General features: G+C 73.4%; 24 protein-coding genes, 2 tRNA genes and 2 pseudogenes. 21 read left to right on the forward strand and 7 right to left on the reverse strand.

Annotated features, from left to right (window positions below):
- Positions 1–2: 2 nt before the first annotated feature.
- The 5 genes from ABD340_RS47200 to ABD340_RS47220 form a co-directional block, all read right to left on the reverse strand.
- Positions 3–1,661, reverse strand: coding sequence for an ankyrin repeat domain-containing protein (locus tag ABD340_RS47200; protein ID WP_344598677.1), 1,659 nt, complete (start codon positions 1,659–1,661; stop codon positions 3–5).
- A complete protein-coding gene (locus ABD340_RS47205; RefSeq protein ID WP_344598678.1) occupies positions 1,658–2,803 on the reverse strand; it encodes a leucine-rich repeat domain-containing protein in 1,146 nt (381 codons plus the stop codon). Before ABD340_RS47205 ends, ABD340_RS47200 begins: the two co-directional genes overlap by 4 nt.
- The gene (locus tag ABD340_RS47210) at positions 2,803–4,296 is read right to left on the reverse strand and encodes an SDR family NAD(P)-dependent oxidoreductase (RefSeq protein ID WP_344598680.1); all 1,494 of its coding nucleotides are present in this window, start codon (positions 4,294–4,296) and stop codon (positions 2,803–2,805) included. Before ABD340_RS47210 ends, ABD340_RS47205 begins: the two co-directional genes overlap by 1 nt.
- Positions 4,297–4,347: 51 nt before the next feature.
- Positions 4,348–4,419: transfer RNA gene (locus ABD340_RS47215), tRNA-OTHER, on the reverse strand.
- Positions 4,420–4,504: 85 nt separating this feature from the next.
- Positions 4,505–4,580 (reverse strand) — tRNA-Cys (locus ABD340_RS47220).
- Positions 4,581–4,751: 171 nt separating this feature from the next.
- On the opposite strand from ABD340_RS47220, the gene ABD340_RS47225 reads away from it, so the two are divergent.
- Positions 4,752–4,931 carry a hypothetical protein gene (locus ABD340_RS47225; protein ID WP_344598682.1) on the forward strand — a complete coding sequence of 60 codons (180 nt, stop codon included), beginning with the start codon at positions 4,752–4,754 and terminating at the stop codon, positions 4,929–4,931.
- Between the two features lie 73 nt (positions 4,932–5,004).
- On the opposite strand, the gene ABD340_RS47230 is transcribed toward ABD340_RS47225, so the two are convergent.
- Together ABD340_RS47230 and ABD340_RS47235 are read right to left on the reverse strand one after the other, a co-directional pair.
- Positions 5,005–5,853, reverse strand: a complete 849-nt coding sequence (locus tag ABD340_RS47230) for an amidohydrolase family protein (protein WP_344598683.1) — start codon at positions 5,851–5,853, stop codon at positions 5,005–5,007.
- Positions 5,850–7,481: a benzoate-CoA ligase family protein gene (locus ABD340_RS47235; protein ID WP_344598684.1), complete on the reverse strand. Its 1,632-nt coding sequence runs from the start codon at positions 7,479–7,481 to the stop codon at positions 5,850–5,852. The genes ABD340_RS47230 and ABD340_RS47235 overlap by 4 nt, the downstream gene beginning before the upstream one ends.
- A 180-nt stretch (positions 7,482–7,661) precedes the next feature.
- On the opposite strand from ABD340_RS47235, the gene ABD340_RS47240 reads away from it, so the two are divergent.
- From ABD340_RS47240 to ABD340_RS47325, 20 genes and pseudogenes are all read left to right on the forward strand, one after another.
- The gene (locus ABD340_RS47240) at positions 7,662–8,069 is read left to right on the forward strand and encodes a type 2 periplasmic-binding domain-containing protein (RefSeq protein ID WP_344598685.1); all 408 of its coding nucleotides are present in this window, start codon (positions 7,662–7,664) and stop codon (positions 8,067–8,069) included.
- Positions 8,070–8,090: 21 nt separating this feature from the next.
- Positions 8,091–9,153: pseudogene (locus ABD340_RS47245) on the forward strand (RNA-guided endonuclease InsQ/TnpB family protein).
- Positions 9,154–9,222: 69 nt separating this feature from the next.
- Positions 9,223–10,284 carry a LacI family DNA-binding transcriptional regulator gene (locus ABD340_RS47250; RefSeq protein ID WP_344598687.1) on the forward strand — a complete coding sequence of 354 codons (1,062 nt, stop codon included), beginning with the start codon at positions 9,223–9,225 and terminating at the stop codon, positions 10,282–10,284.
- 113 nt (positions 10,285–10,397) lie between these two features.
- A complete protein-coding gene (locus ABD340_RS47255; RefSeq protein WP_344598689.1) occupies positions 10,398–11,930 on the forward strand; it encodes an acyl CoA:acetate/3-ketoacid CoA transferase in 1,533 nt (510 codons plus the stop codon).
- A complete protein-coding gene (locus ABD340_RS47260) occupies positions 11,927–12,766 on the forward strand; it encodes an alcohol dehydrogenase catalytic domain-containing protein (protein WP_344598691.1) in 840 nt (279 codons plus the stop codon). The genes ABD340_RS47255 and ABD340_RS47260 overlap by 4 nt, the downstream gene beginning before the upstream one ends.
- A complete protein-coding gene (locus ABD340_RS47265; protein WP_344598693.1) occupies positions 12,763–12,990 on the forward strand; it encodes a hypothetical protein in 228 nt (75 codons plus the stop codon). Before ABD340_RS47260 ends, ABD340_RS47265 begins: the two co-directional genes overlap by 4 nt.
- Positions 12,987–13,850, forward strand: coding sequence for a Gfo/Idh/MocA family protein (locus ABD340_RS47270; protein WP_344598695.1), 864 nt, complete (start codon positions 12,987–12,989; stop codon positions 13,848–13,850). The genes ABD340_RS47265 and ABD340_RS47270 overlap by 4 nt, the downstream gene beginning before the upstream one ends.
- On the forward strand, positions 13,847–14,581 hold the full coding sequence (locus tag ABD340_RS47275; RefSeq protein WP_344598696.1) for an SDR family NAD(P)-dependent oxidoreductase: 735 nt from the start codon (positions 13,847–13,849) through the stop codon (positions 14,579–14,581). The genes ABD340_RS47270 and ABD340_RS47275 overlap by 4 nt, the downstream gene beginning before the upstream one ends.
- 22 nt (positions 14,582–14,603) lie before the next feature.
- The gene (locus tag ABD340_RS48280) at positions 14,604–14,885 is read left to right on the forward strand and encodes a MaoC/PaaZ C-terminal domain-containing protein (RefSeq protein ID WP_425547556.1); all 282 of its coding nucleotides are present in this window, start codon (positions 14,604–14,606) and stop codon (positions 14,883–14,885) included.
- Positions 14,768–15,019, forward strand: coding sequence for a MaoC family dehydratase (locus ABD340_RS47280; protein ID WP_344598779.1), 252 nt, complete (start codon positions 14,768–14,770; stop codon positions 15,017–15,019). The genes ABD340_RS48280 and ABD340_RS47280 overlap by 118 nt, the downstream gene beginning before the upstream one ends.
- Positions 15,019–15,882: pseudogene (locus ABD340_RS47285) on the forward strand (acyl-CoA dehydrogenase family protein); the annotation flags it as partial. The gene ABD340_RS47280 and the pseudogene ABD340_RS47285, both read left to right, overlap by 1 nt.
- Positions 15,883–15,914: 32 nt before the next feature.
- Positions 15,915–15,977, forward strand: coding sequence for a hypothetical protein (locus tag ABD340_RS48285; protein ID WP_425547557.1), 63 nt, complete (start codon positions 15,915–15,917; stop codon positions 15,975–15,977).
- Between the two features lie 73 nt (positions 15,978–16,050).
- Positions 16,051–17,052: a LacI family DNA-binding transcriptional regulator gene (locus tag ABD340_RS47290; protein ID WP_344598699.1), complete on the forward strand. Its 1,002-nt coding sequence runs from the start codon at positions 16,051–16,053 to the stop codon at positions 17,050–17,052.
- Between the two features lie 45 nt (positions 17,053–17,097).
- The gene (locus ABD340_RS47295; protein ID WP_344598701.1) at positions 17,098–18,315 is read left to right on the forward strand and encodes an extracellular solute-binding protein; all 1,218 of its coding nucleotides are present in this window, start codon (positions 17,098–17,100) and stop codon (positions 18,313–18,315) included.
- Positions 18,312–19,433 (forward strand): ABC transporter ATP-binding protein, encoded by a 1,122-nt coding sequence (locus tag ABD340_RS47300; RefSeq protein WP_344598703.1) that lies wholly within the window; start codon positions 18,312–18,314, stop codon positions 19,431–19,433. The genes ABD340_RS47295 and ABD340_RS47300 overlap by 4 nt, the downstream gene beginning before the upstream one ends.
- Complete coding sequence (locus tag ABD340_RS47305) at positions 19,433–20,368, forward strand: ABC transporter permease (RefSeq protein ID WP_344598704.1); 936 nt, start codon at positions 19,433–19,435, stop codon at positions 20,366–20,368. The genes ABD340_RS47300 and ABD340_RS47305 overlap by 1 nt, the downstream gene beginning before the upstream one ends.
- A complete protein-coding gene (locus tag ABD340_RS47310; RefSeq protein WP_344598706.1) occupies positions 20,365–21,225 on the forward strand; it encodes an ABC transporter permease in 861 nt (286 codons plus the stop codon). The genes ABD340_RS47305 and ABD340_RS47310 overlap by 4 nt, the downstream gene beginning before the upstream one ends.
- Positions 21,226–21,263: 38 nt before the next feature.
- On the forward strand, positions 21,264–22,016 hold the full coding sequence (locus ABD340_RS47315) for an SDR family NAD(P)-dependent oxidoreductase (protein ID WP_344598708.1): 753 nt from the start codon (positions 21,264–21,266) through the stop codon (positions 22,014–22,016).
- Positions 22,017–22,021: 5 nt separating this feature from the next.
- Positions 22,022–22,930, forward strand: coding sequence for a 5-dehydro-4-deoxyglucarate dehydratase (locus tag ABD340_RS47320; RefSeq protein WP_344598780.1), 909 nt, complete (start codon positions 22,022–22,024; stop codon positions 22,928–22,930).
- Positions 22,927–24,018 carry a mandelate racemase/muconate lactonizing enzyme family protein gene (locus ABD340_RS47325; RefSeq protein ID WP_344598710.1) on the forward strand — a complete coding sequence of 364 codons (1,092 nt, stop codon included), beginning with the start codon at positions 22,927–22,929 and terminating at the stop codon, positions 24,016–24,018. The genes ABD340_RS47320 and ABD340_RS47325 overlap by 4 nt, the downstream gene beginning before the upstream one ends.
- The last annotated feature ends 45 nt before the right edge of the window (positions 24,019–24,063 follow it).

Raw genomic sequence — 24,063 nt, forward strand, 5'->3', positions numbered from 1 at the left:
GGCTATCCCAACGAGGTCGTACCGGGATCGAGGCCTCGCTCCTCGATCAGCTTCTCGAGCGTCCGCCGGTTCCGCGGGCCCAGGGCCACGGGCCGCCCCAGGTCGTCGACCGCGTCGAGCCGGGCGCCCGCGCCCAGCAGCGCCACGACCAGGGACGTCGAGCCGTAATCGCGGACGGCCAGGTGCAGTGGCGTGCGGCCCTCCTGGTCCCTGGCCTCCAGGTCGAGCCCGGCCTGGAGGAGGCGGGGCAGCAGTTCCTCATGGTCGAGCGTGTAGAGCGCGTGGAGCAGCGTGCGCTTGCGGCCGTCGCGGACCCGGGGGTCGGCGCCGGCGTCCAGCAGCCGCAGGACGCCAGGGGCGTCGCCGTGCTGTACGCGCTCGAACAGCTCCTGCCGCAGGGCGCGCAGCGCGCGGGGGAGCCGCCCGCCCCGGCCCGTCCAGGCGTTGTGCACGGCGAAGCATCCGGCCGTCGCCCCGCCCAGTACCCGCATCGCCGACTCGCGGCGGATCTCTTCGTCGGTATGCGGGAGGCGCAGTTCGCCATCGGGCGAGTGGATCTGGTGCCATTCGCCGCGGCAGCGGACGCGTACCGGTTCGGGCGGTCGCGGGTCGGGCGGGCCGACGGGGCCGTCCGGGGCGGGGCGTCCGGGGAAGAGCGCGGAGCGGACCAGCGGGTGCAGCTCCTCGGGCGTGATGCGGCCGGCGCGCAGCAGGTCCAGATCCGGAAGCCGGCGCCAGACTTCCTGGGGCAGCGGCGCCGCGCCCGGCTCCTCGCGGCGCACCGGCCGGAAGAGCGGGCGGGCCCTGGCCTCGATCAGGATTGGAAGCCCCCAACCCGGCCTGATCTTGTACAGGTCGCCGCCCAGCCGTCGCAGCTCCGGCGCCATTCGGGACAGCGCGAGCGGCAGCCGGGAGAGGATCCCGCGCGGTGACATCGGATGCTCCCGCGGGCGGTCGGGCTCGCCCGGGTCCATGACCAGGCCCGCGGCGTCGACCGCGGCCTCGATCTCGCCCCGGTCCTGCAGGAGCGTGACGCGTTCGAACAGCGCGGCCGGATCATCGCCGGCCCCGGGCTCCTGGACCGGCGTGCCGTCGGGATGGAAGAACGGGGCCCGGCGCCGGTCGCCGCCGCAGCGTTCCAGCAGCTCACCGGAACGGCGCGCGTCCCACAGATGCCGCAGCCCGGCCCAGAAGTGGGGGGTCAGGCCGAAGCGCTCGTCGTCATCGCCCCCGAGCTTGGGGCCGAACCGCAGCCGCAGCCGCTGCGGCCCGTCGTACCGGGGCGGGGTGGACACGTACAGCTTGGGCCCGTCGTACTCGCCCAGCACGATCGCCTGCCGCCTCGCGATCGTGCTCATCCCGTACTCGAGCCGGGGCAGGTGCCAGCGCAGCAGGTCGGGCGCGAAGTGCAGCAGGTCGTCGCGCACCGCGCTGCCGACCTGGGTACCGTGCCGGCGGGCGATGTCCGCCAGGTCGAGCTCGACGTCGACCCGTGCCGCCGCGCACGCCCCGGCCCAGTTCCCGGCCAGCCGGCGCTCGGTCGCCTGCTCGATCATCCATTGCGGCACCGCGTACCGCCGGGCCTTCCGCCACCCGGCCAGCTCCTGCGCGAGATGCGGAGGGGGCCGCCCCGGCAGCGGAGGCGCGGCGGGGAGCGTCAACGGTAGACGCTTCCGATCGCCCGCATGTCGGCGTGCGGACGCCCGGCGGGACGCAGCCGCGGCGCCATGGCCCGCTTCACCCGCCGCGGCACGCCCGGGCCCAGCCCCACGTACTCCAGCCGGGTGTCGTCGGGCACGCATGCCAGCAGCGTCTTGGCGCCCCGCCCGGTGATCCCGGTGCGGCGCAGGTCCAGACGGCGCAGCGGGGTGCCGGGCAGCGCGGCGGCGAGCACGGACGCGCCCTCGTCGCCGGTCGCGTTGGGCGGCGCGCCCAGGGCCCGCTCGGACGGCGGGCGGGCCAGGTCGAGCGACTCGATCGCCGCCAGCGACTCCGCCAGCGCCCGCGCGCCCTCCGGCCCGATGCCGTTGCCGCCCAGGCCGAGGTGCACCGGACGCGACGCACCGCCCGCCTCCGCCGCCGCGCGCGCCAGGACGGCCGCGCCTTCGTCGCCCAGATGGTTGGCCGACAGGTACAGCTCGCGGACGCCCGCGTCCCGCATCAGCGCCGCGAGCAGGTCGGCCTCGTCGATGCCGAGGCCGTTGCCGCCGAGGAACAGCCGCTCCAGCGGCTGCGGACGCTCGACGAGGGCCTCCAGCAGCGCCCGCAGCCCGTCGGCGCGCACACCGGTGTTGACCAGGTCGAGGGTGCGGACGGACGAGTTGCGCCGCAGCATCCCCGCCAGCGCCCGCGCGCCCTCGTCGCCGACCGGGTTGCGCTTGAGCCACACGGCCCGGACGGTGTCGTCGCCGGCCAGCCGCTCGGCCAGCGCCGTCGCGCCCTCCGGCCGGATCCTGTTGCAACCCAGGTAGAGGGTCTCCAGACCGTGCCCGGGACGCAGCGCTTCGGCGACCGCGCGGGCGCCCTCGTCGCCCATCGCGTTGGTGCCCAGCAGCACGTGCACCGCGTGCGGCGAAGCGACCGCGGCGGGGAGCAGCCGCGCCACGCCCGGCGCGCCCAGCCCCTGCTTGCACAGGTCGACCCGGCCGTCGGCGCGCAGCGTGCCGAGCGGGAAGGCCTCGTCGTCCTCCACCCCGTCCGCCGCGGCCAGCCGGTCGAGCAACGGGTCGAGTTCCGCCAGGTCGGCGGTCGGCACGTCGGGGTGCTCGATCGCCGGGCAGCGTACGGGCGTCGGTTCAGCCATCACCACTCCACCGGTCGGTAGTCCTTCAGGAACAGCCCGGACAGCCGCTCGCCGCCGACCCCGCGCACCACCGGGTCGTACACCCGCGCCGCCCCGTCGACGACGTCCAGCGGCGGGCGGAACCCGATCGCGCGCTGCGCCTGCTTGGACGGGTGCGGGCGCTCGTCGGTGATCCACCCGGTGTCCACGCTGGTCATGTGGATGCCGGAGGCGGCGTAGTCGGCGCCGGCCGTGCGGGTCATCATGTTGAGCGACGCCTTGGCCATGTTGGTGTGCGGGTGCCGGACGGTCTTGCCCTTCCGGGAGAAGCTGCCCTCCATCGCCGACACCTGGACGACGTAGCGGTCCGGCCAGGGGGACGCCTCCAGCAGCCCGCGCAGCCGCGAGGTCAGCAGGAACGGCGCGAACGCGTTCACCATCTGGACCTCCAGCCACTCGCCGGGGTCGACCTCGTGCAGCCGCAGGCTCCAGCTGTTGCGGTCGCGCAGGTCGAGCGGCTGGCCCGTCTCGTCGGTACGGCCCGCGGGGAACAGCGTCTCCAGACCGGCGGGCTCCGGGCCCGCCGGCATGGCCTCCGCGGGGAGCGGGGCCAGGGCCGGGAGCGCGGCGTCCGGGCCGTCGCCGCGGGCGGGTTCGCGCGGCCCCCGGCCGGTGATCTCCAGCCGGGCGGCGGGGCCGGTGAGCGGCTCGGCCTCGGCCGCGTGGACCTCGCGATGGTAGGCGGCGGGCCGCCGGATCGTCTGCGCCGCGTTGTTGATCAGGATGTCGAGATGGTCGAACCGCTCGTGCGCGGTGCGCAGCAGCCCGGCCACCCCGGGCAGGTCGAGCAGGTCGACGCCGTGGACGTGGAGCCGGTCGGTCCAGTCGGCGGCGTCCGGCACCGCGGCGAACCGGCGTGCGGCGTCGCGCGGGAAACGGGTGGTGACCAGCACCTCGGCTCCGTCCCGCAGCAGCTTCAGCGCCACGTGGAAACCGATCTTGATCCGGCCGCCGGTGACGATCGCCCGCCGCCCGCTCAGGTCGCAGCGGGCGAACCGGCGGGCCATGTTCTCCTCGGCGCACTCCGGGCAGAGCATGTGGTACTCGGCGTGCAGTTCCCGGAACAGCGCCTTGCACACGTAGCACTGCCGCGCGCCGCCCAGCGAATGCCGGGCCTGCGGGGGCGCCGGGGGCGCCGGGGGCGGCGCGGCCGGGGCGGACAGCGTGTCGGGGTCCTGGTCGCGGAAGCGGGCGGTGGCGGCGGTGGCCGTGCGGTCGCCGTCGCGGCGGTCGGCCCGGCGCGCGTTCTTGCGGGCCTTCTTGACCTCCCGGTGCGCCCGCTCGACGGCCTGCCACACCTCGCGCCAGCGCGGGTCCTGGTCCGATCCCGAGCCGCCTTCGGCGTCGTGCGGGCTGTCGTAGGCGGGCAGCTGCGCGAGCACGCGCAGGCAGGCATCGATGTCCGCGGCGTCGGGCTCGGCGCGGCCGGTCACGTCATGGTCGACCGACGTCATCGAAACTCCGGACCTTCCGCGTGAGGCTTGTGAGGGTTGAGGTTTTGGGGGTGAGGCCGGCCGGAATCGAACCGGCGTCCTCCGGGATGTCGCCCTGGCGCGCCGCCACTGCGCTACGGCCCCACCAACCGGCACGATATCGGCCGGGTCGGACGATTCGCCATCGGTTTTCGATCAGACTTCCGCAGGCCGGGACGGGAAAGGGGGGTGGCAGGACCGGCCGGATTCGAACCGGCGTCCTCCAGCTTGCCGCTAAGGCGCGTCGACCTCTGCGCTACGGCCCTGCCGCGCAGGAGCATAGCGGTGATCAGCGGCGCTCCGCCCCGGGACGCCGCACCGTGATCGCGTTCACCCGAATGATCGCCGCGCCGGGCGGGTATCAAGGCACCTCGCCCGGCCCGCGGGCCGGGCGGCCCCCGACCGGGACGAGCAAGATCACGAAGAGAGGAGGAGCCATGCAGCAGGACACGCGGATCATGGCGGCGCCGGGTTCGGTGCATCCGCCGCCCGCGCCCATGCCCGCCCCCCATCCGGCTCCGAACCCGGCTCCCGAGCCCGAACCGCCGGAGCCGGGGCCGCTGGTGCCGCCCACCCCCATGCCTCCTCAGCCGGAACCCGAACCCGAGCCGGTCTGACCGGGCGGAGGAGCCGCCGGGCCGTCTTCTCTCGCCCGCGCCTGCGGGCGAGAGAAGACGGCCCGGCGTCATGTCAAAGCGAGAAGATCCTGACGGCGTTGCCGGAGAGGACGGCGCTGAGGGTGTCCGGCGGCAGGCCCAGATCGCGCAGCGCGGCGACGTTGCGGGCCGCTCCCGGGGCGCCGGGCCAGTCGGTGCCGAAGATCCACCGGCTCGCCAGGCGGGACGGCCCGAAGCGGGCGTAGTACTCGGGCAGCCGCTTGGGCGGGAGCCCCGCCAGGTCCAGCCAGACGTTCGGCCGGGAGAGGGCAAGGAAGGCGGCGGTGTCGTACCACCAGCCCCGGCCGCCGTGGGCGAACACGAAGTGCACGTCCGGGAAGTCCTCGATCACGTCCAGCATCAGCTGCGGGTCGCCGAACCGGGTCCGGGCGCCCGGGAAGCTGGAGGTCCCCGAGTGCAGGATGACGGGGACGCCGCGTTCGGCGCACAGCGCGTACGTCCGGTACAGCTCGCGGTCGGCGGGGGAGAAGCCGCCGTGGACGGGGTGCAGCTTGAGCGCCACCGCGCCCAGCTCGAACTGCCGCTCGGCCTCCGCCTGGACGGGGTGGTGCAGGTGCGGGTTGACGTTGGCGACCAGGCGGAACCGGACCGGGTTGTGCTCGACGATCGGCAGCAGGTCCTCGATGGCCTGGACGCCGGTGGCGCGCGGGCTGTACTCGCTGAACAGCAGCGCCCGGTCGACGCCCTCGGCCTCCAGCAGCGCGTCCAGCCGCTCGGGCACCGGATCGCCGTGCTCGTCGTAGGCGTCCCGCCACGGGTGCGGCCCCGAGAAGCGGTCCGCCCATTCCAGCCAGGCGGGCTTGAGCGTGGACAGGCGCGGGACGTGCATGTGCGCGTCCACCACCAGGTCGTCGCCGATCAACCGGTCTCCTCGTCCTTTCCCGTCCCGAACCCGGCCTGGAACTCCGACCGGGCCAGATCGCGCAGCACGTTGCGGCGGATCTTGCCGGTCGCGGTCTTGGGAAGCTCGGTCAGCCCGATCACGCCCCGGGGGCGCTTGAACGAGGCCAGCCCCTCCCGGCACCAGGCGATGAGCTCCTCCGGGTCGATCCTGCTACCTGGCCCGGGCACCACGCACGCCACCGGTTTGTCCAGGTCGTCGGCGTCCGGGACGGCGACGACGGCGACCTCGGCGACGTCGGGATGGGCCAGGAGGCGTTCCTCCACCTCGGTCGGCGAGACCCAGATGCCGCCCGCCTTGAGGAGGTCGTTCGTACGCCCGAGGCAGGTGTAGGTGCCATCGTCGTTGCGGACGTAGGTGTCCCCGGTGCGCACCCAGTCGCCCAGGAAGACATGCCGTGAGGTCGCGGCGCGGCACCAGTAGCCGACGGCCGCGGAGTCGCCCCGCACGTACAGCTCGCCGGGCTCGCCGATGCCTTCGATCAGGCCGCCTTCGGTGTCCCGCAGTTCGATGTCGTAGCCGGGCACGGGAGTTCCCGAGGAACCCGGGTGGACTTTACCTGCCCGGTTGGAAATGAAGATGTGCAGCATTTCGGTGGATCCGATGCCGTCCAGCACTTCCACGCCGAAGCGCTCGGCCATTCTGTGGAACATTCTCGGCGGCAGTGCCTCGCCCGCGGACACGCCCTGCCGAACGGTCGCGAACGCGTCGTCCGGGACGTCCGAGGCCAGCAGCGGGCCCCAGAAGCTCGGGGTGCCGAACAGGAGAGTCGCCTGGTCGGCGCTGGCGCGGCGGGCGAACAGGCCGGGGGTGGGCCTGGCCGGTTCCAGTAGCGCGGTCGCGCCCGCCGAAAGCGGGAAGAACATCGAATTGCCGATGCCGTAGGCGAAGAACAGCTTGGCCACCGAAAGGCAGCGGTCGCCCGGGCCCATGCCGAGCACCTGCCGGCCGTAGAGTTCGGCCACCAGCTTGATGTCGATGTGCCGGTGCATCGCGGCCTTCGGCTTTCCGGTGGTGCCCGATGTGTAGAGCCAGAGGGCGGGCGAGTCGGGCCAGGAAGGATGAACGCCGGCCGCGCCGTCCCCCGTTTCCTTGCCGTCCTCCGTTTCCTTGTCCGCGCCGGCTTTCAGGAACTCCTGCCAGGTGCGGCCCTGGACGTGGCCGGGCAGGAGCGAGACGTCGTCGCCGGTCAGGACGGTGTGCCGCACTTCGGGGGCGTCCTGGAGCGCGCCCCGCACGGCCTGGCCGAACTCGCCGGAGCCCAGCACCACCCGGCATCGCGAGTCGGTCACCAGCTTGCCCAGCTCGGGGCCGGTGAGCATGGTCGAGCAGGGGACGGCCACGGCGCCGACGCGCATGGCTGCGAGCAGGGCGGCGAACAGTTCGACGTCGTCCGCCATGCACATGAGCACGCGCTCCTCAGGGCGGACGCCCAGTGCGCGGAGCCCGGCCGCCACCCGGCGCACCTCGTCCGACAGCTGCCGGTAGGTGAGCGTCCGGCCGGGCGTGATCAGGGCCGGGCGGTCGCCGTTCCCCGCGCGCAGATGCCGGTCGACCAGGTGGTCCGCGGCGTTGAACACCTCGGTCATGACGGCCGCCTCTCGGATCCGGAAGCACGTGAGCCAATCCTCTACATCTCTCATCCGCATCGTCAACCTTCTGTAGAACATCGATGCGGGGGGTTGACGCCGGCTTCGGGTGGGGCGTAGGAAGAGCAGCCAAGTAACCGGTTACATACTTCTCTACGACCCCGGCAGGGAAGAGGTCCGATGGCCACCCCACCCCAGCCCCCGCCCCCGTCCCGGCTCCGGGTCCCCGACCGGCGCGGCTTCCTCGCCGCCGGCCTGGTCGGGCTCGGTGCCGCGGCCGCGCCCGCGATCGCCTCGCTCCGCTCCGGCGGCGGCCGGATCCGGGTCGGCGACACCGTCGACGAGCACAACCCCGAGGTCGTCGCCGAGCGGTTCTTCCTGCGCCGCCTGTCGGAGCTCACCGGCGGCCGGCTCGGCGGCCACGTCTACCCCAACGCAGTGCTCGGCAGCCACGAGCGCATGAACGAGCAGCTCCGCAACGGCACCCTGGAGATCGCCAAGACCAGCAACGCCGACCTGGAGGCCTACGACCGCAGGCTCGGGATCTTCGCCCTGCCGTTTCTGATGCCTCTTCATATTCGGACATGAACCAAGGGTAGGTTTCATGGTGTGCAGCTCCGGTACAACTTCCGCCTCTACCCCACGCCAGGTCAGTGTCTGGCGCTGGCCAAAGCGTTCGGGTGCGCCCGGGTGGTGTTCAACGACGCGCTGAGCCTGAGGCGGGAGGCGCACGCGGCCGGACTGGCGTACATCCCGGACGGGGACCTGTCCAAAATAGTGATCACGGAGGCAAAGAAGACCCCCGGGCGGGCCTGGTTGGGTGAGGTGTCGGCCGTGGTGTTGCAGCAGGCCCTCGGGCGACTGCGCCTGCCCAGGATCGGGGACGTGCCGGTCCGCTGGTCGCGCCACCTGCCGTCCGACCCGTCGTCGGTGACGGTGGTCAAGGACGCCGCCGGCCGGTACTTCGCCTCGTTCGTGGTCAAGACCGATGCGGAACCGCTTCCCGAGGCCGCGTCCGCGATCGGCATCGATCTGGGGTTGACACACTTTGCGGTGCTGTCGGACGGCCGGAGGATCGATAACCCCCGGTTCCTGCGCCGCGCCGAGCGAGAGCTGAGGAAAGCGCAGCAGGTGCTCAGCCGCAAGGCGAAGGGCTCCAGTAACCGCGGCAAGGCCGCCGTCCGTGTGGCCAGGGCGCATGCCAAGGTCGCGGACGCGCGGCGGGACCATCACCACAAGCTGTCCACGGCGTTGATCCGCGACAACCAAGCGGTTTTCGTCGAAGACCTGGCGGTGAACGGTCTGGCCCGCACGCGGCTGGCCAAGTCGGTGCACGACGCCGGATGGGCGCAGTTTCATGAACATGCTGGAGTACAAGGCCGCCCGCTACGGGCGCACCTTCGCGAAGGTGGACCGGTGGTTCCCCTCATCGAGGGGGTGCAGTTCTTGTGGCGCGATCGCCGAGTCGATGCCGTTGAACATCCGCGGGTGGGCCTGCCCGTGCGGCGCTGTCCATGACCGGGACGTCAACGCCGCGATCAACATCCTCGCCGCCGGACGGGCGGAGAGGCTAAACGCCTGTGGAGGGACCGTGAGACCCGCCGCCCAGCGGAGGGCAGGACCCGGCGAAACAGGAAGCCACAGAGGTGCCGCACAGCGCGGCACGGACTGAATCTCCGGCCTTCAAGCCGGGGAGCGCGTCAACGTCGAGTCGATCGGTGCGAGTGCGAAGGGACGGCCGGTGAGCGGTCAGCGGGGCAGGAACGCCGGCGGCGGCGCGACCGGCGGCGACGGGGCGCGGCCGGGCCGCCCGACGATCCGGCAGGTCGCCGAGGCCGCCGGGGTGTCGGTGGCGACGGTGTCGCGGGTGTTCGCCGGGTCGGCGGCGGTCTCGGCCGAGCTGACCCGGCGGGTGCACGAGGCCGCCGGCCGGCTCGGATACGCCCCGCACGTGGTCGCGCAGAGCCTGGCCAGCGGCCGCAGCAACATCATCGGCATCCTCGTCCCCAACCTGGCCAACCCGCACTTCTACTCGCTGATCAAGTACGTGCTGCACGACGCGGCGCGGGACGGCTACCAGGTCCTGGTCGCCGACTCCGACGAGTCCCCGGCGGCGGAGCGGGAGCTGGGGCTGAGCCTGCTGCGGCGCGCCGACGGGCTGATCCTGTCGGCGCCCCGCTCGGGCCCGGCCACCTTCCGCGAGTTCGTGGCGGAGGGCAGGCCGGTGCTTATGGTCGACCGCAAGATCGACGATCCGGTGATGTCCAGCGTGGTGGTGGACGCCTTCGGTGCGATGCGCGACCTGCTGCAGCACCTGGCCGGGCTGGGGCACGAGCACCTCGCCTACCTGCACGGCCCGGCGCGGTCGTGGCAGGAGCAGGAGCGCTGGCGTGCGGTGCGCGGGTTCCGCAGGCAGGGGCTGCGGGTGGACGAGCTGACCGCGACCGAGTCGCTCGACGACGGCCGGCGGGTGGCCGACGAGGTGCTGGCGACGGGCTGCACGGCGGTGGCCGCCTACAACGACCTGGCCGCGATCTCCCTGGTGGGGGCGCTGGCCGAGCGCGGGATACGGGTTCCGGAGGATGTCTCCGTAACCGGTTACGACGACATTCCGTTCGGCCGTTTCATGGCGCCGCCGCTGACGACCGTCCGGGCGCCGCAGCGGGACGTCGCGGCGGCGGCCTGGCTGGCGATGCGGGGACTGCTGGAGGGGCAGCGGCCGGGGGCGCGCACGGTGCTGTCGGCCGAGCCGGTGATCCGCCGCTCCACCGGGGCGCCGCGCCCCGCCGCCGGGGCCCGCTGACCGCACCCCGCCCGTTTACTCTGCCCGTTTCCATACCGCTTTCGCCCCTTGTGGGGTGTTGACGCGAAGCGCCTGTCCATAGTTGTGTAACCGGTTACATGGAAGGGGAGACGATGGGACATGGACCCCTGTTCAGCTCCGCGGCGGACGCCGTGGCCGGCGTCGCCGACGGCGCGACGGTCGCGATCACCGGTTCGGGCGGCGGCGTGCTCGAACCCGATTCCCTCCTCGCCGCGCTGGAGAGCCGCTTCCTCGGCACCGGCGCGCCGCGCGGCCTGACCCTGGTGCACGCGCTCGGCCTCGGCGACCGGGACCGGCGGGGCACCAACGCCTTCGCCCACGAGGGCATGGTCCGGCGGGTGATCGGCGGCCACTGGACCTGGTCCCCGCGGATGATGGAGCTGGCCGCCACCGACCGGATCGAGGCCTACGCGCTGCCGGCCGGCGCGATCAGCCTCCTGCTGCGCGAGATCGGCGCGCGCCGTCCCGGCCTGGTCACCCGGACCGGGCTGCACACCTTCGCCGACCCGCGCAACGGCGGCGGCCGGGCCAACCGCGCCGCTCGCGAGGACCTGGTGGAGCTGCTGGAACTCGACGGCGCCGAACACCTGCGGTACCGGCCGTTCCCCGTGGACGTGGCGCTGGTGCGCGGCAGCGAGGCCGACCCGTCCGGGAACATCGGCTGCGCGGACGAGGCCGCCGTCCTGGACTCCCTCGCGGTGGCGCAGGCCGCCAAGGCGTCCGGCGGACGGGTTCTGGCCCAGGTCAAGCGGGTCACCGACGGCCCGCTGGACCCCCGCGCCGTGACGATCCCGGCGGCGCTGGTGGACGCGGTCGTCGTCTGCCCCGAGCAGTGGCAGACCTACGCCGGCGAGGACGACCCCGCCCTCTCCGGCGCGTCCGCGGACGGGACCGTCCACGTCGACCTGGACGACCCGGTGCGCGCGGCGGTGGCCCGGCGGGCCGCGATGGAGGTCCCCCAGGGCGCCGTGCTGAACGTCGGGTTCGGGATGTCCGCGCACGTCATCGACGTGCTGGCGGCCGAGGGCCGGCTGGCGGGCAGCACGATCGCGATCGAGCAGGGGCTCTTCGACGGCGTGCCGGTCTCCGGCGACCTGTTCGGGATCTCCCGCGGCGCGTCCGCCCGGGTGCCCTCGACGACCCAGTTCGACCTGTTCGGCATGGGCATGCTCGACGTCTGCTGCCTCGGGCTCGCGCAGGCCGACGCGTCCGGTTCGGTGAACGTGTCGCAGTTCGGCGGCCGGACGATCGGCCCGGGCGGCTTCGTCGACATCTCCCAGAACGCCCGCAAGGCCGTCTTCTGCGGGACGTTCACCGCCAAGGGCCTGGAAGTGGACGTGCGCGACGGCGGGGTGCGGATCGTCAGCGAGGGGCGGGTGCACAAGTTCGTCGACGCGGTCGAGCAGATCACCTACTCCGGCCCGTTCGCCGCCCAGGAGGGCCGGGAGGCGCTGTTCGTGACCGAGCGCGCGGTCTTCGAGCTCACCCCCGGCGGCGTCGCGCTGACCGAGGTCGCCCCCGGCGTCGACGTCGAGCGCGACATCCTCCCGCACATGGGCTTCCGGCCGCTGATCAAGGACGTGCGGCCGATGCCGGCAGAGGTCTTCCGGAAGGGACGGGCATGAAACAGGTCAGGATCACCGGTCCGGGGCGGATGGAGGTGGCCGAGGCCGCCGAGCCCGTCCCGGCCGAGGGCGAGGTGCTGCTGGAGCTGCACTCGGCGGGCATCTGCGGCGGCGATCTGTCGCTGCTGCGCGGCACCAACGCCATCGCCCGCTACCCGGCCGTGCCGGGACACGAGTGCGTGGCCCGCGTGGTCGCCGCCCCGTACGGAACCGGTCTGGCGGAGGGCGATCACGTCGTGGTCTATCCGACGCTGTCGTGCGGGGGCTGCCGGGCCTGCACCGCGGGCCGGACCAACCAGTGCGCCGGGATGACCGTCCTCGGGCTGTCCGCGCCGAACGGCTGCTTCGCCGACCGCTTCACCGTCGCCGCCGACCAGTGCCTTCCGCTGCCCGACGACGTCGGCCCGCGCTTCGGGGCGCTCGTCGAGCCGCTGGCGGTGGGCGGCCACGTCGTCGATCGCGGCACCGTCCGGCCTGGGGACACCGCGCTGGTGATCGGGTCGGGCACCATCGGGATGAGCACCGCGCGGGTCGCCCGCGCCCGCGGCGTCGAGCGCGTGCTGTTCGCCGACCGGCTGCCCGGCCGCGCCGAGACGCTGCGCCGGCTCGGCTTCGAGGAGTTCACCACGGCGTCCGGCGCGGAGCTGGCCGAGTGGACCGCCGAGCGGGCCGGCCGCGTCGACCTGGTGTACGACACCGTCACCCTCACCGACACCGCCGCCGTCGCCGCCGAGGTGCTCGCGGGCGGCGGCCGGTACGTCGCGATCGCCGCCGCCAAGCCGGGCCACGAACTCACCCTGCCGTACGAGCGCTTCTACGCCCGCAGCTGTCGATGATCGGCTGCCGCAACTACGACCGCGGCGACTTCCGCGCCGCGATCGGGCTGCTGGCCGGCGGAAAGGTGGATCCGGGCCCGCTGCGGACCGGCGTCATCGGCCTGCCGGACGCCGCCGAGGCCTTCGCCGCGCTCACCGACCGTCCCGCCGACCATCTGAAGGTCCTGCTGACCCGTGCCGAGCTGGTCGGGTCCAGCGAGCTGCTGACCGGGGCGGGCCGGTGAGCCGCCGGGTGGCCGTGCTGGGCGCGGGGCTGGCCGCCGAGCCGCATCTGGCGGCGCTGCGGCGGCGCGGTCACGAGGTGGTCGCGGTGGCCACCCGCGACGAGGGCCGCGCCGCCCGGGTCCGCGACCGCTTCCCCGGTGCCCGCCGCGTGTGGCCGCCGGAGGACGCGTTCAAGGACGGCGCCGACCTCGCCCTCGTCCTCTCGCCGACCGGCACCCATCTGGACGCGGTCCGCGCGGCCGCCGCGCACGGGGCCGACGTCATCGTGGAGAAGCCCCTCGAGGCCGACCTCGCCCGCGCGCGGCTGCTGGTCGAGACCGCCGAGGCGGCCGGGATCGGGCTCGCGGTCTGCTACCAGCACCGCGCGAAGGCCGCCGGGCGGGCGCTGCACGACCTGGTCGCTGGCGGCGGGCTCGGCGACGTCCTCGGCGGCACCGTGCACGTCCCGTGGTGGCGGCCGCAGAGCTACTACGAGGAGCCGGGCCGCGGCACGTACGCCCGCGACGGCGGCGGAGTGCTGATCACCCAGGCCGTCCACCCGCTGGACCTGTTCCTCTGGACGGTCGGCCCGCCGCGCCGCGTCATGGCCCTGGCCGGGACGCGGTCGCGCACAGCAAGCGCTTCGCCAACCGGGCCCTCGTCCGCGACGGCCTGCCCGCCGTCCGCGACGCGCTGGAGACGCTGGTCGAGCGCACCATGTTCACGGCCGAGTACGAGCGCGGGATCGCCGCGTTCACCGGCCGGAACGGGGCGGGGGCGGCATGACCGAGCGGAGCGAGGGCATGCTGCCTGTTCTTGCCGGGGGTGTGGGGGGTCGTCCCCCCACCGCGAATCGTCCCCCCACAGGGAGGCGGCATGAGCGGCGCGCGGTTCGACTTCGCCGGACGCGACGCCCTGGTCACCGGCGGCGCGAACGGGATCGGCGCCGCCATCGCGGGCGGGCTCGCCGCCGCCGGGGCCCGGGTGCGGCTGCTGGACAGGGACCCGGCCGTGGCGCGCACCGCCACGGAGATCGGGGCGACCGCCGTCCAGGGCGATCTGCTCGATCCCGGGCTTCCGGGCCGGGTGCTGGACGAGATGGGCGGCGCCGACCTGCTCGTCCTCGCCGCGGGGGTGCAGGTGCGCTCCGCGGCGGCCGACATCGCGGAGGAGGACTGGCGGCGGCTCGGCGACATCAACCTCGGCGGCGCGTACCGGACCGTCCGGGCCGCCGTCCCGCACCTGCGGCGGCGCGGCGGCGGGAGCGTCCTGGCGGTCTCGTCGATGTCGGCCGACCGCGCGGTGGCCGGGATCGTCCCGTACGGGGCGGTCAAGGCGGCGCTGTCGCACCTGATCCGGGGGCTGGCGGTCGAGCTGGGCGAGGACGGGATCCGCCTGAACGGCATCGCGCCCGGCTACGTCCGCAGCGCGATGACCGAACCGCTGCTGGCCGACCCGGCGCGGGCCGCGCGGATCGAGGAGCGCGTCCCGCTCGGCCGGATCGCCGAACCCGCCGAGATGGTCGGACCGGCACTGTTCCTGCTGTCCGACGCCGCCGCGTACGTGACCGGCCAGATCCTGGCGGTCGACGGCGGCTACGCCCTGTCCTGACGCCGTCCAGAGGGAGAACGCGATGGGATTCCAAGTCGGGGACGAGGTCACCTTCAGCAAGACCGTGGCCGAGAGCGATGTCTACCTGTTCGCCGGGGTCACCGGTGATCTGGCGCCCAATCACGTGGACGCCGAGTACATGGCCGGGACACCGTACGGCCGCAGGGTCGCGCACGGCGTACTCGTCTGGGCTACACCTCCACCGTCTCGACGCGGGCGCTGGAACGGGCCGGCGAGCACGCGGTCTCCTACGGCTACGACCGGGTGCGGTTCACCGCGCCGGTCTTCTTCGGCGACACCTTGACCGTCCGGTACACCACCGAACGGGTCGATCCCGGCGAGGGCAAGGTCTATTCGGCCGTGCGTGTGACCAACCAGGACGGGGCGGTCTGCCTGGCCGCCACCCACGTGCTCAAGATGATCGAGGGGCCCCGGTAATGGCGGACGAGGCGCTGGTGGAGATGGTCCGCTCGTTCGTGGCGGCCGAGGTGCGGCCGGTGGCGGAGGAGCTGGACGAGACCGAACGGTTCCCCGCCGAGATCTACGAGCGGATGGGCGGGCTGGGCCTGCTGGGCGTGACCGTCCCCGAGGCCGACGGCGGATCGGGCGGCACCACCCTGGACTACGTCGAAGTGATGGAGGAGCTCTCGTACGGCTACTCCAGCGTGGCCGACCAGTGCGGCCTGGTCGAACTCGTCGGCTCGCTGCTGTCGGCGTTCGGCACACCCGAGCAGAAGGAGGCCCACCTGCACGGGCTGCTGGCCGGGACGCGGCGGTGCGCGTACGCGCTGACCGAGCCGGGCGCCGGGTCCGACCTCGGCGGCCTGGCCACGACCGCCTGGCGGGACGGCGCCGACTGGGTGCTGCGCGGCGAGAAGGTCTACATCCACAACGCCCCGGTCGCCGACTTCGCCCTGGTGCTGGCCGTGACCGACCCGGAGCGGCGCAAGCGGGGCGGCATGTCGATGTTCCTGGTGGACGCCGACGCGCCCGGCGTGCGGCGGGCGTACAAGGAGAAGAAGATGGGGCAGCGGGCCTCGCCGGTCGGCGGGTTCGTTTTCGACGACGTGCGGCTGCCGGGCTCGGCGCTGCTCGGCGCGGAGGGGGAGGGCTTCGGCGCCGTGCTGCGCGTCCTGGAGAAGGGGCGGCTCGGGATCGGCGCGCTTGCCAACGGGATCTCCCGGGCGGCGCTGGACACCGCGCGCGAGCACGCCCGCACGCGGCACCAGTTCGGGCGCCCGCTCGCGGACAACCAGGCGGTCGCGTTCAGCCTGGCGGACATGGCCACCGACCATGAGGGGGCGCGGCTCTACCGGGACGCCCGATCACCACGATCTACGAGGGCACCAGCGAGGTCCAGCGCATGATCATCAGCCGGTCGCTGCTGCGCGGCTGATCGCGCCGCCCCGGTACGCGTCCGGGAACATTGGGCATTGACGTGTACCACAAACGTTTTCATAATCCCGGGTATGAGTTCGATCCGGGCGGTCGCTTCGGCCGCCGGCGTCTCGGCCTCGACCGTCTCGCGGGCGCTCAACAACCCCGAGCTGGTCAACGCCGAAACCCGGCGGCGGGTGCTGGAGTGCGCGGACCGGCTGGGCTACCGGCCCAACCGGGCCGCCCGGTCGCTGGTCCTGGGCCGCACCACCAACGTCGGGCTGATCGTGCCCGACATCGCCAACCCGGTCTTCGCGCTGTTCATCAAGGGCGTGGAGGCCTACTTCCGGGACACCGAGTACGCGGTCTTCCTCGCCGACACCGACGAGGACGCCGCCACCGAGGTACGGCTCGCCGAGGCCATGGTCGAGCGCGCCGACGGCCTCATCCTCTGCGCGCCCCGCATGTCCGGCATGCGGGTGCGCTCCATCGCCGCCAAGACCACGCTCGTCCTGGCCAACCGGCTCAGCCGCACCGTCCCCTCCATCGCGATGGACTTCGGTCCCGGCATCGACCAGGCGATCGGGCACGTGCACGCGCTCGGGCACCGGCGCTGCGCGTTCCTGGCCGGGCCGCGCGACTCCTGGTCCAACCGGCAGCGCCGCCGGTTCCTCGCCGCCGGGTGCGCCGAACGCGGCATCGAGCTGGTCGAACTGGGCCCCTACGAGCCGCGGTTCGGCGGCGGCTACCGGGCCGCCGACGAGGCGCTCGCCGCGGACGTCACCGCCGTCTTCGCCTACAACGACCTGGTCGCGCTCGGCGTGCTGGCCCGCCTGCGCGACCGGGACGTGCCGGTGCCCGGGCGGATGAGCATCGTCGGCTTCGACGACGTGCCGACCGCGTCGATGGTCGCGCCGCCCCTGACCACCGTGGCCGTGCCGATCCCGGCAGTCGCGCGCGCCGCGTCCGCCATGCTCCTCGCGAAACTGCGGGAGGCCCGACCCCAAGGGGCGGCGGAACCCCCGCCGCCCCGGCCGCCGGCGCCGGAGCTGGCGACCCGTCTCCTCATCCGGAGCACTACCGGGCCGACGTAGGAGAGCCCGGCCCACCAGGAGGACCACCCCCCAATGAGAACTCCCTTGAGAACTCCGCGCACCTCCGCCATCGTCCTGGCCGCCTCCCTGATCACCTGGGTCGCCGCGTGCGGCGCCCCGGAATCGGGATCCGGCTCCGCCGCCGAACCCGCCCTCGCCGACGTCAAGAACCCGTCCAAGCCGGTCACCCTGAACATCGTGGACGTGGCCGGCAACCTCCAGCTCACCCAGCAGATCTTCGAGAACTACAAGGCCCGCAACCCCAAGCTGGTCGAGCGGGTCACCTACAACAAGGTGACCGCGCCCGAGCTGGCGGGGAAGGTCAAGGCGCAGCAGGACGCGGGACGGCTCGACATCGATCTCGTCCTCACCGGCAACGACGGCCTCGCGGCCGGGCTGGAGCAGAACCTCTGGGTCGACCTGGCCGGCAAGTACGCGAGCAAGCTGCCCGACCTCAAGACCGTCTATCAGGAACCGGCCGCCAAGATGCAGGAGCTGGCCAAGGGCAAGGGCGTCACGGTGACGTACTACCCGTCCGGGCCCCTGCTGGAGTACAACAAGACGGTCTCCAAGCCGCCCAAGACCGCCGAGGAACTCCTCGCCTGGGCCAAGGCCAACCCCAAGAAGCTGATGTACGCGCGGCCGTCGAACTCCGGGCCCGGACGCACCTGGCTCATGGGCCTGCCCTACATCCTCAAGGACTCCAACCCAATGGACCCCGTCAACGGCTGGTCCAAGACCTGGGCCTACCTCAAGGAACTCGACAAGTACGTCGAGTACTACCCGACGGGCACCTCCCAGACCATGAAGGAGCTGGGCGAGGGCACCCGCGACATCATCCTCACCACGACGGGCTGGGACATCAACCCGCGCGTCCTCGGCCAGGTGCCCAAGGACGTCAAGACCGGCGCCCTGGACGGCTTCACGTGGGTGACCGACGCGCACTACATGGTCGTCCCCAAGGGCATCTCCGGTGAGAAGCTCGCCGTCCTGACCGACCTGATGAAGTTCGCCCTGACCCCGCAGCAGCAGGCGATCACCTACGACAAGGGCTACTTCTACCCCGGCCCGGCCGTGAAGGGCGTGACCCTCTCCATGGCCCCGGCCGACAGCCAGAAGGTCGTCCAGGAGTACGGCCGGCCCGAGTACGACAAGCTCATCGCCGACAACCCCAAGGCGCCGCCGCTCGACGCCAAGGCCATGGTCGCCGCCTTCGACAAGTGGGACCGGGAGATCGGCGGCCAGAAGGTGCGCAAGTCATGACGGCCGTCGCGGCCGAGGACGCCCGCGTCGGATTCGGGGAGTTGCGGATGGAGGGCGTCACGCGCCGCTTCGGCACGTCCCTGGCACTCGACCGGATCGACCTGGAGATCAAGGGCGGGGAGTTCCTGGCGCTGCTCGGGCCGTCCGGTTGCGGCAAGTCGACGGCGCTCAACTGCCTGGCCGGGCTGCTGCCGCTCTCCGAAGGCGCCATCCGGCTGGACGGCGAGCGCATCGACGGCCTCCCTCCCGAGCGGCGCGGGTTCGGGATGGTGTTCCAGAACTACGCCCTCTTCCCCCACCTGTCGGTGCGCAAGAACGTCGCGTTCGGCCTGTCGGTGCGGCGGACCGGCAAGGCCGAGATCGCCAAGCGCGTGGACGAGGCGCTGCGGCTGGTCGAGTTGACCGAGCACGCCCACAAGCTGCCCGGCCAGCTGTCGGGCGGGCAGCAGCAGCGGGTCGCGATCGCCCGCGCGGTGGTGCTCCGCCCCCGGCTGGTGCTGATGGACGAGCCGCTGTCCAACCTGGACGCCAAGCTCCGCGTCCAGATGCGCACCGAGATCCGGCGCATGCACCAGGACCTCGGCCTGACCACCGTGTACGTGACGCACGACCAGGAGGAGGCGCTCGCGCTGGCCGACCGGGTGGTGGTGCTGCGGGCCGGGCGGATCGAGCAGGAGGGCACGCCCGAGGAGGTCTACACCTACCCGGCCAGCACCTACATCGCCGGATTCATGGGCTACCGGAACCTGCTGCCGATGCCGGTCGCCGCCCGCGAAGGCGGGCGGATCACCCTGGCCGACCGCGGCCTCCGCCTCACCGGGGTGCCGCAGCAGGAGGACATTCCGGACGGTGCGGCGGTCGCCGCGGTGCGGCCGGAGGACTTCCGGGTCGCCGGGGAGACCGCCGACCCGGTGAACGCGCTGCGCGTGCGGGTCGACGTCTCGGAGTTCCACGGCCGCGAGGTGGCGGCCGAGGGCGTCACCGACGGCGGCCACGTCATCCACTTCCGCCTGCCCGAACGGGTCGCGCCCGGTTCCAGGGTCGAACTCACGGTGCCGGTGGAGCGCGTCCTGGTGTTCTCCGGGACGGCCGAGGCGACCGGCCCGAAGGAGCGGTGATGGCCGTCGACGCACCGCCGGCCCGTACCGGCGAGGCGCCCGCGCCGCGCCCGCGCGGCGGCCTGCGGCACCGGCTCGCCGAACGCGGCGTCGACCGGGTGCTGCTCCTGCTCGCACCCGCCGTGCTGGTCGTGGCCGTGCTGTTCCTGTACCCGATGATGTACGGCGTCGGGCTGTCGATGCAGCCCAAGAACGGCGGCGGGATCTTCGGCAACTACTCGGCGTTCTTCAGCGACGCCTACCAGCGCGGCACCATCGGCAAGACGCTGCGGCTCGCGCTGCCCGCCGCCCTCATCAACGTGGGCGCCTCGGTGCCGATCGCCTACCGGCTGCGCGGCCGGTTCCGCGGCCGCCGGCTGCTCACCGCGGTGCTGGTGCTGCCGGTGACGCTGGGCACGGTGCTGGTCGCCGACGGGCTGCTGCGCTACCTCGGCCCCAAAGGCTGGCTGAACACGCTCCTGATGGACGCCGGGCTGATCGACCAGCCGGTCCGGCTGATCTACAACTACTGGGGCGTCCTGCTGTCCCTGATCATCACCGGGTTCCCGTTCGCGTTCCTGCTGGTTTTGGCCTACCTGTCGGGCATCGACCCGACGCTGGAGCGGGCCGCGGCCACGCTGGGCGCCGGGCCCTGGCAGCGGATGCGGCGGGTGACGCTGCCGCTGCTGGCGCCCGGCCTGGCGACCACGTTCGTGCTGGCCTTCGTGCTGGCGTTCTCGGTGTTCCCGTCGGCCAACCTGGTCGGCGAACCGGCCGGGGAGACCCGGGTGATGGCGATCGCGGCCTACCAGGCGGCGTTCGAGAAGTACGACTACTCGATGGCCTCCACGATCGCCGTCCTGATGGGCCTGTTCGAGCTGCTGGTCATCTCGTTCACGCTGTTCCTTCGGGGCCGCCTTTACAGCGGCCCCGCGATGGGAGGGAAGGGGTCATGACGGCCGTCTCGTTCGGGCGCCTCAAGGGCACGCGGCGCCGCGGCATCGCGGGCTGGGTCGTGTGGGCCTGCGTCGCGTTCTTCCTGCTGAACCTGGCCGCGCTGATCCTGTCGGTGATCGTCAACTCCTTCGGCGAGACCTGGTTCTCCGGCTGGCTGCCCAAGGGCTTCACCACCGCCTGGTACTCCGACGCCTGGTCGGAGTTCGCGCTCGGCGAGGTGCTCCAGGCGACCCTGGGCGTGACGCTGGCGGTGGTGGCACTGTCGCTGCTGCTGGGGGTGCCCGCCGCGTACGCGCTGGCCCGGCGCGACTTCCCGGGCAAGCGCCTGGTCCTGCTGCTGCTCCTGCTGCCCGTCATGCTCCCGCCGATCACCTACGGGATCCCGCTGGCGACGGTGCTCTACAAGTTCCATCTGGCGGGCACGATGACCGGTGTGATCGCGGCGAACCTGGTGCCCGCGCTGCCGTTCGTGGTGCTGGTCATGACCCCGTTCGTGGAGCAGATCGACGCGAACGTGGAGTCGGCCGCCCGGATGTGCGGCGCCCGGACCCGGCAGGTGTTCTCCCGCGTCCTGGTGCCGCTGCTGCTGCCGGGCATCCTGGCCGCCGGGATCCTGGTGCTGGTCCGGACCGTGGCGATGTTCGAGCTGACCTTCCTGGTCGCCGACGCCGACAGCCAGACCCTGATCGTGGCGCTCTACAGCGCCGCGTTCACCCCGGGCATCCGGGCCGCCCAGGCCATCGACGCGATGGCCGTCATCTACATGGCGCTGTCGGCGGTGCTGCTGATCATCGCGCTGATGTTCGTCAACCCCACGCAGATCGTCGCGCAGGTCAAGGAGGCGACCGCCGAATGAGCGGCAGCGTGCAATCCGGCAGTGTGGAATCCGGCAGTGTGACATTCGACTACGAGGGTGCGCGGGTGCTGGTCACCGGCGCGGCGGGGCTGATCGGCCGGGCGCTGGTGACCCGGTTCGCCGGGAGCGGTGCGGAGGTGATCGCGGTGGACCGCGACGCCGACGGGCTGAAGACGCTGGCCGACCTCGTCCCGGCGGGGGGCCGGCTCGCCACCCTGGCCGCCGACCTGGCCGGGGAGGAGGCCGCCGACCGGGTGTTCGACCTGGTCGACCGGGCGGGCGGGCTGGACGTGCTGGTCAACAACGCGGCCCTCACCGAGTACCGGACGCCGTTCATCGACATCGACTCGGCGACCTGGGACACGATCATCGCCGCGAACCTGCGCTCGGCCTACCTGCTGTCGGTACGGGCGGTGCGCCGCTGGCGGGACGCCGGGCGGGGCGGCGCGATCGTCAACATGTCCTCGCCGGGCGGGGCGCGGGCGCACGAGGACCAGAGCGCCTACGACGTGGCCAAGGCGGGCCTGGAGGCGATGGCGCGGGCGATCGCGGTGGAGCTCGGCGGCCTCGGCATCCGCGCCAACTGCATCGCCCCGGCCAGCGTGGTCGGGGACGTGCGTTCCACCACCGACATCCCGTCCGGGCGGACGACGTCGCCCGAGGAGGTCGCCGACGCCGCGCTGTTCCTGGGCTCGTCGGCGGCCGCGCACGTCAACGGCCACGTGCTGCGCGTGGACGGCGGCCTGCACGCCCGGCTGCGCACCGATCCGTCGCAGGAGCAGCAGCGATGAGCCCGCTGCGGCTGGGCGGGGTGCTGTTCTTCCCGGTGACGCCGTTCGGTCCGGACGGCGGGGTCGCGGTGGACGTGCTGGCCGAGCATGTCCGCGCCGGCATGGCGCACGGCCCCGGCGGGGTGTTCGTGGCGTGCGGGACGGGCGAGTTCCCTTCGCTGTCCACCGAGGAGCACCGGCTGGCGGTGCGGACGGCGGTGGCCGAGGTGAACGGCCGGGTGCCGGTCGTCGCGGGCGCGGGCGGGCCGCTGGGCGCGGCGCTGCGGCAGGCCAAGCAGGCGGCCGCGGCCGGTGCGGACGGCGTCCTGCTGCTGCCTCCCTACCTGTCGCAGGGCCCCGTGCCGGGGTTGCGCGACTACGTGCGGGCGGTGGCGGAGGCGGCGGGGATCCCGGTGATCCTCTACCAGCGGGGCGGGCTGGCGCTCGACCCGGCGGCCGCCGTCGAGCTGGCGCGCGTCCCCGGCGTCGTGGGGCTGAAGGACGGCATCGGCGACATCGACCGGATGGCCCGGATCGTGTGCGCGGTGCGCCGCGAGATCGGCCCGGGCTTCGCGTTCTTCAACGGGCTGCCGACCGCCGAGCTCACCGCGCCCGCGTACCGGGGGATCGGCGTGGACCTCTACTCCTCGGCCGCGTTCTGCTTCGTCCCGGAGGTGGCCGCGGCGTTCCGCGGCGCGCTCGACTCCGGTGACGACGATCTGGTCCGGCGGCTGACCGACGAGTTCTACGCCCCGCTGGTGGAGCTGCGCAGCGCGGTGCCCGGTTACGCGGTGTCCCTGGTCAAGGCGGGGGTGCGGCTCGGCGGGCTGGACGCGGGCCCGGTCCGGCCGCCGCTGGCCGAGCCCGCGCCCGAGCACCTCCAGGAGCTGTCCCGGCTCATCAAGGCCGGGCGGGCGCTGGTGGGGGCGCGATGACGGCCGGCGGGACGATCACCGGCCTGAGCAGCACCCTGCACCGCGTCCCGATGCACCGGCCCTGGAGCCCGGGCATGACGCACATCCACGTCGTCGTCACCGGGTTGACCACCGATGACGGCCGTACCGGAACGGGCTTCTCGTGGGCGCCGTGGGTCGGCGGAAGGGCGGTGCACGCGCTGCTGGAGTCCGACGTCCGGGACGCGGCGCTCGGCCTGCCCGCGCACCCCGAGATCGTGTTCGACCGGCTGTGGTGGCACCTGCACGAGGCGGGCCGCGGCGGCCTGGTGACGACCGCGCTCGCCGCCGTCGACCTGGCCCTGTGGGATCTGCGGGCGGCCGAGCACGGCCTGACCGGCACGCTCGGGCGGCGCCGCGACGCGGTCCCGGTGTACGGCAGCGGCGTCAACCGCCACTACTCGATCGAGGAACTGGTCGCCCAGGCCGAGCGGTGGGCGGCGCAGGGCCGCACCGCCGCGAAGATCAAGGTGGGGCTGGACGACCTGGGCGCCGACGTGGAACGGGTGGCCGCCGTCCGCGCGGTGCTCGGCCCGGACGCCCGCCTGATGGTGGACGCCAACCAGCTGTGGGACCTGCCCCGGGCGCTGCGGGCGATCGAGGCGCTGGCGCCCTACGACCTCTATTGGGTCGAGGAGCCGCTTCCGGCCGCCGACGTCGGCGCCTACGCCCGGCTGCGCGCGAGCGTGGACGTGCCGATCGCGCTCGGCGAGAACACCTACACCACGTACCAGTTCCGCGACCTGCTCGCGGTGGGGGCGTGCGACATCGTGCAGCCGAACGTGGTGCGCGTCGGCGGGGTCACGCCGTTCCTGCGGATCGTCGAGCTGGCCCGCACGTTCGACGTCCCCGCGTATCCGCACCTGCTGCCCGACATCTCCGGGCAGCTGGCCTGCTGCCTGCCGATGCCGGCGATGGTGGAGGACGTGGAGGACGCCTCGTTCGCCGACCTGGGCCTGCTGGCCGAGCCGTACCCGGTGCGGATCGAGGGCGGGCTGCTGCGTCCCGGCGACCATTCGGGGCACGGCATCCGCTTCGACCCGGCCAAGCTGGCCCAGACCCGGGTCTGAACCGGGCCGCGGCGGGCGGGGAGGCCCCGGCCGCCGCGGCGATCG

The sequence above is a fragment of the Actinomadura vinacea genome, assembly GCF_039532545.1.
Taxonomy (GTDB): Bacteria; Actinomycetota; Actinomycetes; order Streptosporangiales; family Streptosporangiaceae; genus Spirillospora; species Spirillospora vinacea.

What these genes read in the sequence shown, in the direction of transcription:
- ABD340_RS47205 (WP_344598678.1), bottom strand. Translation starts at nt 2,803, where the DNA reads ATGGCTGAACCGACGCCCGTACGCTGCCCGGCGATCGAGCACCCCGAC.
- ABD340_RS47210 (WP_344598680.1), bottom strand. Translation starts at nt 4,296, where the DNA reads ATGACGTCGGTCGACCATGACGTGACCGGCCGCGCCGAGCCCGACGCC.
- ABD340_RS47225 (WP_344598682.1), top strand. Translation starts at nt 4,752, where the DNA reads ATGCAGCAGGACACGCGGATCATGGCGGCGCCGGGTTCGGTGCATCCG.
- ABD340_RS47235 (WP_344598684.1), bottom strand. Translation starts at nt 7,481, where the DNA reads ATGACCGAGGTGTTCAACGCCGCGGACCACCTGGTCGACCGGCATCTG.
- ABD340_RS47240 (WP_344598685.1), top strand. Translation starts at nt 7,662, where the DNA reads ATGGCCACCCCACCCCAGCCCCCGCCCCCGTCCCGGCTCCGGGTCCCC.
- ABD340_RS47255 (WP_344598689.1), top strand. Translation starts at nt 10,398, where the DNA reads ATGGGACATGGACCCCTGTTCAGCTCCGCGGCGGACGCCGTGGCCGGC.
- ABD340_RS47260 (WP_344598691.1), top strand. Translation starts at nt 11,927, where the DNA reads ATGAAACAGGTCAGGATCACCGGTCCGGGGCGGATGGAGGTGGCCGAG.
- ABD340_RS47265 (WP_344598693.1), top strand. Translation starts at nt 12,763, where the DNA reads ATGATCGGCTGCCGCAACTACGACCGCGGCGACTTCCGCGCCGCGATC.
- ABD340_RS47275 (WP_344598696.1), top strand. Translation starts at nt 13,847, where the DNA reads ATGAGCGGCGCGCGGTTCGACTTCGCCGGACGCGACGCCCTGGTCACC.
- ABD340_RS48280 (WP_425547556.1), top strand. Translation starts at nt 14,604, where the DNA reads ATGGGATTCCAAGTCGGGGACGAGGTCACCTTCAGCAAGACCGTGGCC.
- ABD340_RS47290 (WP_344598699.1), top strand. Translation starts at nt 16,051, where the DNA reads ATGAGTTCGATCCGGGCGGTCGCTTCGGCCGCCGGCGTCTCGGCCTCG.
- ABD340_RS47300 (WP_344598703.1), top strand. Translation starts at nt 18,312, where the DNA reads ATGACGGCCGTCGCGGCCGAGGACGCCCGCGTCGGATTCGGGGAGTTG.
- ABD340_RS47305 (WP_344598704.1), top strand. Translation starts at nt 19,433, where the DNA reads ATGGCCGTCGACGCACCGCCGGCCCGTACCGGCGAGGCGCCCGCGCCG.
- ABD340_RS47310 (WP_344598706.1), top strand. Translation starts at nt 20,365, where the DNA reads ATGACGGCCGTCTCGTTCGGGCGCCTCAAGGGCACGCGGCGCCGCGGC.
- ABD340_RS47325 (WP_344598710.1), top strand. Translation starts at nt 22,927, where the DNA reads ATGACGGCCGGCGGGACGATCACCGGCCTGAGCAGCACCCTGCACCGC.